This is a genomic window from Neisseria sp. GT4A_CT1 (assembly GCF_000227275.1).
In the GTDB taxonomy this organism is placed as follows: Bacteria; Pseudomonadota; Gammaproteobacteria; order Burkholderiales; family Neisseriaceae; genus Neisseria.
On sequence record NZ_JH164967.1, the window covers coordinates 99,458 to 113,703 of the forward strand.

The window sequence follows — 14,246 nt, forward strand, 5'->3', positions numbered from 1 at the left end:
CGTCTGAAAAGTTTTGAACGAAAGAGGCGGGCAAATGCCCGCCCTTTGCATTTGGCGACAGTCCTATTTGCACCGCTTGGGGCAGGTGCAAACTGCTTTAACGTGCTGTTGGGGACTCGCTGGTTTGGCTGAACATGAAATTGGATTTGCGGCTTTCAATCAGCCAACGACCGTCTTGCTTCACATACACGTCTTCATAGCGCACGCCGCGGCGCTGGGCGATGTCTTTGCCGTTTTCGTTTTTAATCAAGGTAACGTCACAGTAGCTGATGCCCGTGGCGTGGGTCGGACTTTGAAAGCTAACGGTCTGCTGGCCGTTTAAGTGGTAAACGGTGTGAAACTGCGCCAGATAACTGCTAAACGCCTTTTTCAAAGCGTCCCGCCCGACGATGGGCGGATTGGCTTTGCCGTTTTCCAAACTCTGCACGCTGGCGTTTTCGGTGAACAGCAGCACTTGTTCATCAATGCGTTTTTCATCGGCAAGATTGGAAAAGGTGTCCACCAACTCTTTTAAGGCAATGCGGTCGCTGATTTCAGTGGCGGACATGGGTTCGGTGCGGACGGGGCGAACGTCTTGCACAGGCGCGGCATAAGCAGTTGCTGTACCGACTGCCAATGCAGCGGCGGTGAGGATGTGGTTGAATTTCATAAAAATCTCCTGGTTCGGTTTGGAAGGCAGCCTGAAAAAGTGCAGGCTGCTTTTTCAGACGACCTTACTGCCCCGTTTTCCACGCAGCGATACGTTTCAAATTATTCACCGTGTCGTGATTGACGATGGCGGCGAACGTACCGTCCAGCTTGGCGATTTTGGCTTTGTCTTCATTACTAAGTGCAAAATCAAAGACGTTCAGGTTTTCCGCCATGCGTTCGGGTTTGGTGGATTTCGCCAGCACGATGATGCCGCGTTCCACCAGCCAGCGGGTAATCACCTGCGCCACGGATTTGCCGTATTTCGCGCCGATTTTGCTTAACACGGGGTTGTGGAAAATATCGTTTTTACCTTCGGCAAACGGTGCCCATGCTTCCACGGCGATGCCTTCGGCCTGCAAGGCAGCGACTTCGTCGTTTTTTTGTTGGAACGGATTGATTTCAATCTGATTGGCTTGCGGCATGACCTTATTGAACAGCCCCAAATCCACCGCACGCACGGGCGAAAAATTGCTCACGCCGATGGCGCGGATTTTGCCGGCTGCCTGATATTCTTCCAGCGCACGCCATGTGCCGTAGCTGTCGCCGTAAGGCTGATGAATCAGCACCATATCGATGTAATCCAAATTCAGACGACCCAATGAACGATCCAGCGACGCTTTGGCGGCTTCGTAGCCGAAATTTTCCACCCAAATTTTGGTGGTAATGAACAATTCCTCGCGCGCCACGCCGCTGTTTTTTATTCCCAAACCCACTTCGGTTTCATTCATATAAACCTGTGCGGTGTCGATGTGGCGGTAGCCTGCTTTAATCGCTGAAATTACAGCTTGTTCGGTTTCTTCGGACGGAATCTGGAATACGCCGAAACCGAGTGCAGGAATTTGTACGCCGTTGTTTAATGTGATGTTTTGCATGATGTTGTCTCCTGTTTGTTCTCATGAAAGGTTGTTATTTTAGCCCGTGTTTTTATTGAGATAAATTAGGTTTGGTTTTATGATGTCATGAATTAAATTCACTAATCAACCAAAAACGGGGCGGAGAATGCAGAACTTTAACGAGCTGAATTATTTTTTGACGCTGGCGCAAACGCAGAGTTTTGTGAAAGCGGGGCAACTTTTGGGGATTTCCTCTTCGGCGTTAAGCCACAGTATGAAAAATCTGGAAACACGGCTAAACCTGCGCCTGCTCAACCGCACTACGCGCAATGTGTCGCTGACTGAAGCCGGGCAGCAGCTTTTTGAGCAGCTTTTTCCGCTTTATCAAGCGATTAACCATGAGGTCGATGCGCTAGGCGATTTTTTGGACACGCCGTCAGGCTTAATCCGCATCAATGCCCCTGCGGTGGCGGCGGAAGCGGTGTTGTACCCGAAATTAAAGCCGATTTTGAACCGATACCCGAAAATCCGCTTGGAAATCGTGGTGGACAACCGCTGGGCGGACATTGTGAAAGAAGGGTTTGATATGGGCGTGCGGCTGGGTAACGATGTGGCGAAAGAAATGATTGCCGTGCCGATTTCCGCACCGCTCAAAATGGCGTTGGTCGCTTCGCCTAATTATTTGGCGCAACACGGTTCGCCGAAAAATATTGACGATTTGCAGCAGCACCGCCTGATTGGCGCGAAGCTCTCCGCCGCACACGGCGCAGAGATGCAATGGGAATTCAAAGACAAAAAAGGGCTGATTACGTTCACGCCCAAATCGCAGTTTTCTATCAACAACCATCTGCGCCTGCAAGCCATTTCAGACGACCTCGGCATCGCGTGGGTAGCATATATGAGCGTGGCGGATGCACTCCATTCGGGGCAGCTGGTCGAGTTACTTCCTGAATATGCGATGACTTACGATCCGCTTTACCTATATTACCCCAGCCGCCGCGGGCATTCGAATGTGTTTAAGCTGATTGTGGATGCGCTGCGGGTGGAGGTCGTCTGAAATTTGACGCCACCCTGTCCAAGTGTTATTAATAATTCCTATTCACAAACAAACAGGAACAAACATGAAAAAAGTTGGTAATAAAGTGGTCGTTGTGGGCTTGGGCGCGGTTGGGGTCAGCTACGCCTATTCTATGCTCAACCAAGCCTTGTGCGACGACATGGTTTTAATCGACATCAACCGCACGCGCGCGGAAGGCGAAGCGCGCGACTTCCGCCACGGAATGCCTTATGCCGCCTCGCCCGCGCGTATTTACGTCGGCGATTACGATGATTGTTCGAATGCGGATATCGTGTGTATTTGCGCGGGCGCGGCGCAGGCTCCCGGCGAAACACGTTTGGACTTAATCGACAAAAACCTGCGCATCTTCCGCGACATCGTTTCGAAAGTCATGGCTTCAGGCTTTGACGGCATCTTCTTGGTTGCCTCCAATCCCGTGGACGTACTGTCTTATGCCGTCCTGCGCTTTTCAGGTTTGCCCAAAGAGCGCGTTATCGGCTCGGGCACTATCCTTGATTCCGCCCGTTTCCGCGTTTGTCTGGGCAACGAATTCGACGTCGCGCCTTGGAGCGTCGATGCCATGATGATCGGCGAACACGGCGACAGCATCATTGCGCTTTGGAGTACCGCCAACATCGCGGGTATGTCGGTTCAGAAGATGTTGGAACAATCAGAAGACGGACAGGCGCGTATGGACAAAATTTATACCACCGTGCGCAATGCCGCCTACGAAGTCATCGCCGCCAAAGGCTCGACCAGCCACGGCATCGGCATGGGCTTGAGCCGCATCTCCAACGCCATCCTGCACAATCAAGGCGTCGTGCTGCCCGTCTCCACCCTGCTTGAAGGCGAGTTCGGACAAAACGGCGTGTATATCGGCGTGCCGACCGTCGTCAACCGCCAAGGCGCGGTCCGCATCATCGACCTGCAACTTTCAGACGACGAAGCCGAACGATTTGCCCGCTCGGCGGATCTGTTGAAAAGCTATCAACGCAAAGTCGATGAAATGGTCGGGTAAACAGAATAGCCTCTAAGTAAAACGTCGTCTGAAAACCGGCAATTCGGTTTTCAGACGACGTTTTTTATTCACAAACCTAAGCCCTATTTTTCTGCTTTCAACACTCTTTGCCGGCGCGTTTCGCTCAGCACCATGCCCGCGCTGACGGAGACGTTCATGCTTTCGACCGTGCCGAACATGGGTATCGACACCAGCATGTCGCAATGTTCGCGCGTCAGGCGGCGCATGCCTTCGCCTTCGTTGCCCATCACCCATGCCGCGCTGTCGGGCAGGTCGCAGTGATAGAGGTCGGCGTCGCCGCCCATGTCGGTGCCGATGATCCAGATGCCGTATTCTTTCAGCTCGCGCAGGGTGCGGGCGAGGTTGGTTACGGTGATGTAGGGAACGGTTTCCGCCGCGCCGCAGGCGACTTTGCTGACGGTGGCGTTCAGTCCCGCACTTTTGTCTTTCGGCGCGATGACAGCGTGTACGCCCATTGCGTCGGCGGTACGCAGGCACGCGCCGAGGTTGTGCGGGTCGGTGATGCCGTCGAGTATCAGCAGCAATGGCGGTTCGCTCAGGTTTTCCAATACGTCTTCAAGGTGGACGTGATTTTTGGAAGCGTCGATAAACCCGACCACGCCCTGATGCCGCGCGCCTTTGCTGATGGCGTTGAGGCGGTCGGCGTCAGCGAAGTGTACGCGCACGTTTTCGTTTGCTGCTTTCTCCAACACGTCACGCGTGCGGGCATCGTTTTTGCCTTCTTGGATGTAGAGTTCGGTAATCGATTTCGGGTTTTGCCACAGGCGGGCGTTGACGGCGTGGAAGCCGTAGATGAGTCTTTGGTTTGCCATGATTTTGCTTTATAAAAAATTTCAGACGACATTATAACAAGATAAGGTCGTCTGAAAGGGAAAGGTCGTCCCGTCAGGAGGCTGCGCACTCTGAAAACAAGTGTAACCGGTTTCACTCAAACACAGCCGCCTAGCGCATTAAATACCCCAACAGCCCAGAACTGCCCACACCGATCAACACGGTAACCAACATGGAAAACCTGCTTGCGGCAAGCACGGTCAGCGCAATGGCAATCAACTCGTGCGGTTTGTCGGACACAAAATAAGGCGCGATGACGGAAATCAACACACAACCCGGCGCGGCTTCCATCACAATTTGTGCGCGGCGGCTTAAGGTGCGGTTGCGCAAGGCAAAAAAACCGATAAGGCGGGTGGAGTACGTTACCGCCAGCATACTGGCAAACAGCAGGAACGACTGCCAAGACAGCAAATCCTTCATTCCTTCTCTCCCCAAAAATAGGCGGCAAGCAGGCCGGAAATCGCGCCCATCGGCACATACCAATGCCCGTCCACCGACAAATAAGTCCCGCACGCCACAATCAGGCTGACAAACCAAGGGCGTGCCGCCTTAAAGCTTTTCCACATTCCGCGCAGCAGCACCAAAAATACGGCGGGAAACGCCATGCCGAAGCCCCACGCCGCAACATCGCCGAACATCGGCCCGACCGCTGCGCCAAACGCCGCAAAGCCGATCCAAGTGGTATACAGGATAAAGCACACGCCCGCATAAAACGGCATATTGAATGCCGGCAACCCCATCGCCTTGCGTTTTTGGATTTCCGCAAACGCCATCGCCCAACTTTCGTCGCACATAAAAAACAGCGCGGGCATGGCTTTGCTCAACGGCATATCCCGCATATAAGGTGCGATTGCCGCCCCCATCAGAATATGGCGCGAATTAATCATGAAGGTAACGGTGGCAATGAGCAGAATCGGCAACGGGTTTGCCCACAGGTTGACCGCCGCAAATTCCGAGCCTCCGGCAAAGTTCATGCCCGTCATCATCAGCATTTCCAGCCAGCTCATGCCCTTCTGACCACCCTGCATACCCAATATCAACGCCCACGGCAAAAGCCCGATGAGCATCGGCGAGGTTTCTTTGATGCCGCGTAGAAATTCGGATTGCGGTGAATTGGGGTGTGTCATTTTATTGGGGAGCTTAAAGAGGGTTTAGGGTTTGAAGATGAAAAATGAGGGGAGGTATTATAAGTGAAATCGTCAACAATCAGGAAGGCAAGACAAAATCGCAAACGAGGAAACGCTGTATCCGTTTCAGTTTCATTTGCGAGACTGCACCCAAAATACCGCTTGAAATGAAAACAGCCGGATTCTGCGCTATACAGAATCCGGCTGAACAGATTTTCAAGAATATCCGAAGTTTGTTGGACGATTCACATTTTCAGACGACCTTCGATCATCTTTCTATTATTTGAATCCCTGCCCTGATTATAAAGCTTTAAGACGGGCAATCCGGTTTTCCAAAGAGGGGTGGGTGCTGAGCAAAGAATCTTTGGCGTCGCTGGCGATACCCATCGCATTCATTTGCTGCGGCAAATCGCTCGGATTACCTTTCAAGCGTTGCAGCGCGGCAATCATTTTGGGCGCGCCGACCAGTTTGGCTGCTCCCGCATCCGCACGGTATTCGCGCTGACGGCTGAACCACATGACGATGATGCTTGCCAAAAAGCCGAACACGACCTGCAATACCATGCTGACTAAAAAATATGTGCCTTGCGAAGTGCTGCCGTCGTTATTGCGGGCAACCATGCCGGAAACGATGCGGGCAAGGAAAACCACAAACGTATTGACCACACCCTGTATCAAGGTCAGCGTAACCATGTCGCCGTTGCCGACGTGCGCCATTTCGTGCGCCAAAACGGCTTCGACTTCGTCCCGCGTCATGCGCTCAAGCAAACCCGTACTCACCGCAATCAGCGAACTGTTGCGCGTGGCACCGGTTGCGAAAGCATTGGGTTCGGGGGAATGGTAGATCGCCACTTCCGGCGTTTTCAGGCTCCACTGCCTCGCCTGTGCCTCCACAGTCGCCAACAACCACGCTTCCACTTGATTGCGCGGCTGTACGATGACTTCCGCACCGACAGAGTTTTTCGCGATGGATTTGGACATCAATAATGAAATGATCGAACCGGCAAAGCCGACGACGGCCGAGTACACCAGCAGGCTGCCGACCTGATCCGTACTGTGTATGCCAAGTACGGCCAAAACAACGCGGATGACGACCAAAACGGCAATATTGGTTGCGAGAAACAAGAAGATTCGTTTCACCGGGGAGATTCCTTTTTTGGGTATGGTGGGTTTATGTTTTTGATTGATATAAAAGAACAACAAAATTAAACAATATCGGAATATTGAAGTTTACTTTGCACGCTACGCTTTATATCGAAACCGGTTGGAATTCAAATTATCGGTTTGCCCTAAAATTTTCGAGCGAATTCACAATCAGGCTGTAAGACTTATACCGCATTACTGCTAATGCTGCGGTATTTTCTCAAAAAGAGGCGGATTCTAAAATGCCGTACTTGGAAAAGGTATGCAAAACCAAAGTATCATTTTGACTAAACAGGAGATTTAGCGTTAACAAAATGCCATTTTCCCCTCAAAAACGTATTGATTACCCGTCCGAATATACCTAATAAAGACCGTTACTCCTCTTTTGATTGCCACCCTACCCCGAAATCTGATAAATAACGAATATAACATTTACATTAAATCCGTGCGCAAATCATGAAACGCAAAACCTCCCTCAATCTCGTTCTTGCCAGCATTGCGGTTGCCATTGCCTTGATTACGGCTGCGGCTTTTTGGTTTTATCACAGCCCTTACGGTCCGACCATCCCACTTATCCGTACCGGTTCTTCACAATCCATTACCCAACCCGACCGACCATCCCCGAAAATCGTCCAATCTGCGCGCAACCAAATCGGCAAGACCCTGCGTTATGACTCTGCCTACACCAAACTCAAATATCCGATGGGTGACGTACCGATGAAAAAAGGCGTGTGCACCGACGTCATCATCCGCGCCCTGCGCGACCAAAATATGGATTTGCAAGAACTTGTCCATCAAGACATGAGCCGGAACTTCTCCGCCTATCCCAATCGTTGGGGCTTGAAACAACCCGATGCCAACATCGACCACCGCCGGGTACCCAACCTCATGACTTATTTCACACGCCAAGGCTGGGCGGTACAGGATACGAATTATCAGGCAGGCGATATTGTGACTTGGGAGCTTAAAGGCAACCGCCCCCACATCGGCATCGTCTCCGACCGCAAAATCGGAGACAGACCCTTGATTATCCACAATATCGGTTTGGGAACCCGCGAAGACGACATCCTCTACCGCTATACCATTACCGGACATTTCAGGCTTCCTGTTCAGTAAATTTTCCATCGTGTTATAGTGAATTAAATTTAAATCAGGACAAGGCGACGAAGCCGCAGACAGTACAGATAGTACGGAACCGATTCACTTGGTGCTTCAGCACCTTAGAGAATCGTTCTCTTTGAGCTAAGGCGAGGCAACGCCGTACTGGTTTAAAGTTAATCCACTATACAAACAACCATCCCAAAAGGTCGTCTAAAATTTGACAAGGCATCCTGACAAGCGTACGGATGCCTGAATATTCTGACGCATGCAGGAGGCGGCTGATCAATACGTTTGATAACCAAGCCGGTAAGGCAGCCCTACCATAGCCCTTTCACAACGTTTTTACTATAATCCCCCATTTCCTCCCCTGCCCCGTGCATCATGCCCAAAGCCACTTTCTACACCCACACCGCCGACCCCGCCGCCTTCGCCTGCCGCCTGATTGCGCGCGCCATACGCGACGGCGGGCAGATATTGGTCTGGTCGGATTCCGATGAAACCATCCGCCGCCTCGACCGCGACCTTTGGCAGCAAATTCCCGAAAGTTTCATTCCGCATGAAATTTGGCAACCTGACCAACCCATGTCGTCTGAAACACCCGTATGGCTCGCGTTCGGCGATACTTTACCCGCCGTCCCTGAAAACGCCACTGTCCTCAACCTCTCGCCCGACTTTTGGAACGAAGCCCCCGTCATCCCCGCCCGCGTACTTGAAATTGTAGGCAGCAGCTTGGAAGAGCTCGCCGACGCCCGCGAACGCTTCAGCGCATACAGAAAAAACGGCTTTACCATCGAACACCACGATATGACGGGCAAAGCCTAAAATCGAAGGTCGTCTGAAAACGGCTTTACACGATAAGCCGAAAATTTAAACAGCCTTGATTCCTTTTGATTCAAACTGGGCTATAATCCCGACTTTCTTTTACTGACCCCTTTTAAAAGACGAAAACATCATGAACAAAACTTTCAAATTCAGCGCATTGGCAATCGCCGCCGCATTGGCACTGACCGCCTGCGACAAAAAAGACGCCAATACACCTGCTTCAGCCTCTGCGCCCGCATCGGCATCCGCAGCTTCCGGCGCATCTGCCGCAAAAGACGCATCCTCTATTGGCACACCGGTCCAACAAGCCAGCTACGCAATGGGTATGGACATCGGCAGCTCCCTGAAACAAATGAAAGATCAGGGCGCGGAAATCGACATGAAAGTCTTCATCGAAGCCTTGCAAGCCTCTTATGACGGCAAAGAAAACAAAATGACTGAAGTCCAAGCACAAGAAGTCATGATGAAATTCCTGAAAGAACAACAAGTCAAAGCGGCGGAAAAACTTCAGGCTGACGCCAAAGCCAACCTGGAAAAAGGCGAAGCGTTCCTCAAAGAAAACGCCACTAAAGAAGGTGTGAAAACCACTGCTTCCGGCCTGCAATACAAAATCACCAAAGAAGGTGACGGCAAACAGCCTAAAAAAGACGACATCGTCGTTGTCGAATACGAAGGCCGCCTGATTGACGGTACCGTCTTCGACAGCAGCAAAGCCAACGGCGGTCCTGTTACCTTCCCCGTCAGCCAAGTTATCCCCGGCTGGGCCGAAGGCATCCAACTCTTGAAAGAAGGTAGCGAAGCCACCTTCTACATCCCGTCCAAACTCGCCTACCGCGACCAAGTCATGCCGGGCGGGAAAATCGGTCCGAATTCCACTTTGGTATTTGACGTGAAGCTGGTTAAAATCGGCAAACCCGAAGATTTCCAACCCGCTCCCGGTCAAGTTGACATTCAAAAAGTCCAATAAGCCTGCGCTTTAACCCGATGCCCGAACCGAATCCGTTTCGGGCATTTCTGTTCTGTATATTCGCAAAACATGGTTTACCCCGTTTCAGACGACCTCCTATCCCATCAAACCCCCAATAAACCCGCGCCATAACATTGCGATTTTGTTTTGCTATACAATAAAACCTACCAACCTCCTACAACCGACGCCATGAAAAACATCGTTATCCTCATCTCGGGCCGCGGCAGCAATATGCAGGCCATCGTCAATGCCGCTATTCCAGACGCCCGCATCGCCGCCGTCCTCAGCAACAGCGCAACCGCCGCCGGACTGGCTTGGGCAGCCGAGCGCGGCATCGCCACCGACAGCCTCAACCACAAAGACTTCCCCAGCCGCCTTGCTTTCGACCAAGCCATGATGGAGAAAATCGATGCCTATCAACCTGATTTGGTCGTCCTCGCAGGCTTTATGCGCATCCTCACGCCCGAATTCTGCGCCCATTACCCAAACCGCCTGATCAACATCCACCCGTCCATCCTCCCCTCATTTACCGGCCTGCACACCCACGAACGTGCCCTTGAAGCCGGCTGCCGCGTCGCAGGCTGCACCATCCACTTCGTAACCCCCGAGCTGGACTGCGGTCCGATTATCTCGCAAGGCATCGTCCCGATCCTCGACGGCGATACACCCGACGACGTTGCCGCACGCGTCCTGACCGTCGAACACCGCCTTTTCCCGCAAGCCGTTGCCGATTTCGTTGCAGGTCGTCTGAAAATCGAAGGCAACCGCGTATTCAATTCAGAGCGCAACGCCGAAGGACAAACCTTACTCGCGTAATCCTGCCCAATGCGCAGCACCCTACAAGGAAACACCATGAGCCAAAACCGGTTGACCCTTTCGGATATCATTTCCGAATCCGACTACCGTAAACGCCAAAGCAAAGCCATCGATTTATTCAACCAAAGCCTCAAAAACAACCCCGAAATAACGCGTGCGTTATGCGATTTTGTTGTCGGAGACCCGCTCAATAACCGCTCTTTTTCTCCCGGTTTCAAGCTGCACTGCCTAAACTGGCTGATTGACCATCACTTGGACCGCTGTGACGAAAGCTACGAGCAGCATCCTGAAGACGACAGCTTTCCCGAAGGCTTCGACGATTTAATCGATTGCCAGTGGAAATTCAAATGGATCATTCCCATGCTTGCCCGCGACCTCTTTCTCGACAAAAAGGAAATCGAGGAAGCGAACGAAACAATGCGTTACCACTATGAAAACATGCGGTTCAGTCTTTCATCATTTTATAAAACCCTGATGCTGCAAAACATCCTGACCGGAGACCACGCCGCCGCCAAAGAAAATTTCCAAAAATGGCAGCAAACCGCCGCAGATGAATTTTCCGACTGTCCCGCGTGCGAACAGTCCGAGCAGGTCAATTTCTACCATTTTATCGGGCAGTACCAAAAAGCCATCGATACCGCCCAGCCCATCTTAACGGGCGAAATGACCTGCGCCGAAGTGCCGCCCCTTACCTACTACCCCGTCATCGACAGCATGATAAGGCTGGGCAAATACGAGGAGGCGGAACGCCTTTTGGACGAAGCCATAGACAAAATCAACGTCGAAGAAGACGAAGAGTTCGTCCGCCTGATCCCCCTCTTTTCCCAACTGGCGTACAAACTCGGACAGTCGCAACGTGCCCTCGATTTGATGAACCGGCACGGCGACACCATCATTCGACATGCCCCAAACGACAATATGCTCTATTTGGACTACCTCATCGCGCTTTCTCCTTTTGACGAAAAAGCGGCGCAACATGCCCGCGAGTTTGCCGCAGACTTCGACAAACGCAACGGCAACAGCTATTACCAAAGCCAGATAGAATTTATGTTCGGTTCGGGCAATCTCCAATAAACCCAAGCTCGTCTGAAATTCTTTCAGACGACCCAAAACAGGAGGAATGACACCATGAAAACACCCACCCTGCTAATCGCCGCCGCCCTCTCCCTAAGCGTCGCAAACGCCTATGCCGCAGGACTGCCCCAATCAGCCACCCTGAAATACTCCGGCAGCTACGGCATACCCGCCACCATGACCTTCACACGCAGCGGCAACCAATACACCATCGTGTCCAGAATCAAAGTCCCGATGTACAGCATCCGCTTCGAATCCGGCGGCACCATCAGCGGCAACACCCTCCGTCCCAAATACTATAAAGACGTCCGCGGCGGCAAACTCTATGCCGAAGCCAAATTCAGCGGCAACAGCATCACTTACGGCAAAGCCGGTTCGAGCGAAACCGCCAAAACCGGCGGCACGACACTCGACCTCTTTACGCTGGCTTGGCAGCTTGCCGCCAACGATGCCCGCCTGCCGTCCGGTCTGAACATCACCAACGGCAAAAAACTCTACCCCGTCAGCGGCATGACCAAAGTCGGCAGCGAAAACTACAAAATCGGCGGCGGTACGACCACAGTCAACAAATACCGCGTCAAACGCGGCGACGACACCGTCACCTATTCATTCGCCCCCGCCTTCAACAACATTCCTGCCGAAATCAAATACACCGACGACGGCAAAACTTACGACCTCAAACTTACATCCGTCATCATTGACGGAAAAGCCATCAAACCATAACGGCGGCACACCATCTCCAAATGACCGACCGTTTCCCAAAGGTCGTCTGAAAACCGAACTGCACCTAAAAAGTTGGATATTTCTTCCAATCTATTAAGGTGCAGTTTTTTTTCTCGCCGAACACATGACTTTTCAACCCTCACACCATAGCGATTCGCCTATGGCGTATTTCTCTAAAAATCAACCGCCATTTTTCAGACGACCTGAGATTTTCTAGTTGAAAGGTATGCGTTTACAGATTAACAATCTTAAGCTGCATTCACATTATTTTTCAGATTGTAAACAATATGTTCTACCCAATTAGGCCTCCGCATAAGGTATGACATCGAAAATTTTTTAAAAATAGAGATATTGTGTTCTTGAACATTCTGTGCTGAAATTACATGACACTACAAAAATAGTGGTGCGTAAAAAATATAAAACAGACAAAGGAGAAACTCATGCAATGGTTTTTAGACAACCTCAAAGCCTTTTTCGAAACCATCAGCGGCTGGGTCTGGGGGCCTGTCATGCTGGTGCTGCTGGTCGGTACGGGCATTTTGCTGACCGTCATGTTGAAGGGCTTGCAATTCACCATGTTGGGCTATGCGCTGAAGCAGGCTTTCGTGCCGTCAAAGAAGCATGAAGACGGCGAAGACCACGAAGGCGATATTTCCCATTTCGCCGCTTTGATGACTGCCCTGTCCGCCACCATCGGCACGGGCAATATCGCCGGCGTGGCGACTGCCGTAGTGACCGGCGGCCCGGGCGCGGTATTTTGGATGTGGATGACCGCCGTTTTCGGCATGGCGACCAAATACGGCGAAGGCGTGTTGGCGGTGAAATACCGCGTGACCAACTCCAAAGGCGAAATGTCCGGCGGGCCGATGTATTACATCGAAAACGGTTTGGGTAAAAACTGGAAATGGATGGCGTTGGCGTTCGCTTTATTCGGCACATTCGCTTCGTTCGGCATCGGCAGTTCCGTACAGTCCAACTCGGTCGCTCAAGCGGTTCAGACGAGCTTCGGCGTCGAACCTGTCTATACCGGCATTACGTTGACGGTTCTGACTGCCATCGTCGTTTTGGGCGGTATCAAAGGCATCGCCAAAGCCGCTTCTTTCATCGTACCCGCTATGGCAGTGTTTTATGTGGTGGGCGGTATTTCCATTATCGTCATCAATTCCGATGCGCTGGTGCCTGCCGTCAAGCTGATTTTCTCCGATGCGTTCAGTGCGCAGGCAGTGGCGGGCGGCGCTATCGGCACGGTAATCCGCTACGGCGTGGCGCGCGGCGTGTTCTCCAACGAAGCGGGCATGGGTTCTGCACCGATTGCCGCCGCAGCCGCAAAAACCGACCATCCCGTCCGTCAGGCATTGGTTTCCATGACCGGTACGTTTTTGGACACCATCGTCGTTTGTTCGATTACCGGCATCATTTTGGTGATGGGCCTGCTCGGCGCGGGCGGCGAGTTTGTCAAACCTGAATTGAGCGGCGCGGCACTGACGACCGTCACCTTCCAAAAAATGCTGCCCGGCATCGGCGGCTGGATTGTCACCATCGGTCTGATTTTCTTCGCCTACTCAACCATTTTGGGCTGGTGCTATTACGGCGAGAAATGCGCGGTTTATGTATTCGGCGAGAAGTTTGCCGGTTTGTACCGCGTCGGTTATGTCTCTTCCGTCATGCTGGGTACAGTCTTGAGCCTTGATTTGGTATGGCTGGCTTCGGATACGTTCAACGGTCTGATGGCGTTGCCCAACCTGATCGCACTCCTTTTGATGATTAAAGTCATCGTCAATGAAACGCGCGACTTCAAACAAAAAGTCAAAGACGGAGCGTTGCCGCATTGATACCTGAGGTCGTCTGAAAGGTGTTTCAGACGACCCGATATCTGTATTTATAGTGGATTAACTTTAAACCAGTACGGCGTTGCCTCGCCTTAGCTCAAAGAGAACGATTCTCTAAGGTGCTGAAGCACCAAGTGAATCGGTTCCGTACTATCTGTACTGTCTGCGGCTTCGTCGCCTTGTCCTGATTTAAA

At 52.0% G+C, this 14,246-nt stretch carries 15 protein-coding genes; 9 read left to right on the forward strand and 6 right to left on the reverse strand.

The genetic code is table 11. From position 1 onward, the window contains the following. Positions 1-97: 97 nt before the first annotated feature. The gene (locus HMPREF1028_RS07275) at positions 98-649 is read right to left on the reverse strand and encodes a nuclear transport factor 2 family protein (RefSeq protein ID WP_009312186.1); all 552 of its coding nucleotides are present in this window, start codon (positions 647-649) and stop codon (positions 98-100) included. 64 nt (positions 650-713) lie between these two features. Beyond that, positions 714-1,562, reverse strand: a complete 849-nt coding sequence (locus HMPREF1028_RS07280) for an aldo/keto reductase (RefSeq protein WP_009312187.1) — start codon at positions 1,560-1,562, stop codon at positions 714-716. Between the two features lie 127 nt (positions 1,563-1,689). Here HMPREF1028_RS07280 and HMPREF1028_RS07285 point away from each other — a divergent pair, with 127 nt between their 5' ends. Both HMPREF1028_RS07285 and HMPREF1028_RS07290 read left to right on the forward strand, forming a co-directional pair. Then, a complete protein-coding gene (locus HMPREF1028_RS07285) occupies positions 1,690-2,580 on the forward strand; it encodes a LysR family transcriptional regulator (protein ID WP_009312188.1) in 891 nt (296 codons plus the stop codon). A 64-nt stretch (positions 2,581-2,644) separates the two neighbouring features. Next, positions 2,645-3,598 (forward strand): L-lactate dehydrogenase, encoded by a 954-nt coding sequence (locus HMPREF1028_RS07290; RefSeq protein ID WP_009312189.1) that lies wholly within the window; start codon positions 2,645-2,647, stop codon positions 3,596-3,598. A gap of 83 nt (positions 3,599-3,681) precedes the next feature. On the opposite strand, the gene rlmB is transcribed toward HMPREF1028_RS07290, so the two are convergent. From rlmB to htpX, 4 genes are all read right to left on the reverse strand, one after another. Next, positions 3,682-4,431: a 23S rRNA (guanosine(2251)-2'-O)-methyltransferase RlmB gene (gene rlmB, locus HMPREF1028_RS07295; protein ID WP_003768155.1), complete on the reverse strand. Its 750-nt coding sequence runs from the start codon at positions 4,429-4,431 to the stop codon at positions 3,682-3,684. 130 nt (positions 4,432-4,561) lie between these two features. Beyond that, on the reverse strand, positions 4,562-4,870 hold the full coding sequence (locus HMPREF1028_RS07300; protein ID WP_003740656.1) for an AzlD family protein: 309 nt from the start codon (positions 4,868-4,870) through the stop codon (positions 4,562-4,564). Continuing rightward, on the reverse strand, positions 4,867-5,577 hold the full coding sequence (locus HMPREF1028_RS07305) for an AzlC family ABC transporter permease (protein WP_009312190.1): 711 nt from the start codon (positions 5,575-5,577) through the stop codon (positions 4,867-4,869). The genes HMPREF1028_RS07300 and HMPREF1028_RS07305 overlap by 4 nt, the downstream gene beginning before the upstream one ends. 300 nt (positions 5,578-5,877) lie before the next feature. After that, complete coding sequence (gene htpX, locus HMPREF1028_RS07315; RefSeq protein WP_009312191.1) at positions 5,878-6,717, reverse strand: protease HtpX; 840 nt, start codon at positions 6,715-6,717, stop codon at positions 5,878-5,880. Positions 6,718-7,176: 459 nt separating this feature from the next. Between htpX and HMPREF1028_RS07320 the strand changes: the two genes are divergently transcribed. From HMPREF1028_RS07320 to HMPREF1028_RS07350, 7 genes are all read left to right on the forward strand, one after another. After that, positions 7,177-7,836 carry a DUF1287 domain-containing protein gene (locus HMPREF1028_RS07320; protein ID WP_003757490.1) on the forward strand — a complete coding sequence of 220 codons (660 nt, stop codon included), beginning with the start codon at positions 7,177-7,179 and terminating at the stop codon, positions 7,834-7,836. A gap of 366 nt (positions 7,837-8,202) precedes the next feature. After that, positions 8,203-8,643 (forward strand): DNA polymerase III subunit chi, encoded by a 441-nt coding sequence (locus HMPREF1028_RS07325; protein WP_009312192.1) that lies wholly within the window; start codon positions 8,203-8,205, stop codon positions 8,641-8,643. 130 nt (positions 8,644-8,773) lie between these two features. Continuing rightward, entirely contained in the window at positions 8,774-9,610 is an 837-nt protein-coding gene (locus tag HMPREF1028_RS07330) for an FKBP-type peptidyl-prolyl cis-trans isomerase (RefSeq protein ID WP_009312193.1), read from the forward strand. Between the two features lie 189 nt (positions 9,611-9,799). Then, positions 9,800-10,426 carry a phosphoribosylglycinamide formyltransferase gene (gene purN / locus HMPREF1028_RS07335; protein ID WP_009312194.1) on the forward strand — a complete coding sequence of 209 codons (627 nt, stop codon included), beginning with the start codon at positions 9,800-9,802 and terminating at the stop codon, positions 10,424-10,426. A 36-nt stretch (positions 10,427-10,462) separates the two neighbouring features. Continuing rightward, positions 10,463-11,500 (forward strand): hypothetical protein, encoded by a 1,038-nt coding sequence (locus tag HMPREF1028_RS07340; protein WP_009312195.1) that lies wholly within the window; start codon positions 10,463-10,465, stop codon positions 11,498-11,500. A gap of 54 nt (positions 11,501-11,554) precedes the next feature. Then, positions 11,555-12,223: a membrane protein gene (locus HMPREF1028_RS07345; RefSeq protein WP_009312196.1), complete on the forward strand. Its 669-nt coding sequence runs from the start codon at positions 11,555-11,557 to the stop codon at positions 12,221-12,223. A 440-nt stretch (positions 12,224-12,663) separates the two neighbouring features. Then, positions 12,664-14,055, forward strand: a complete 1,392-nt coding sequence (locus HMPREF1028_RS07350) for a sodium:alanine symporter family protein (protein WP_003779074.1) — start codon at positions 12,664-12,666, stop codon at positions 14,053-14,055. Positions 14,056-14,246 lie beyond the last annotated feature (191 nt).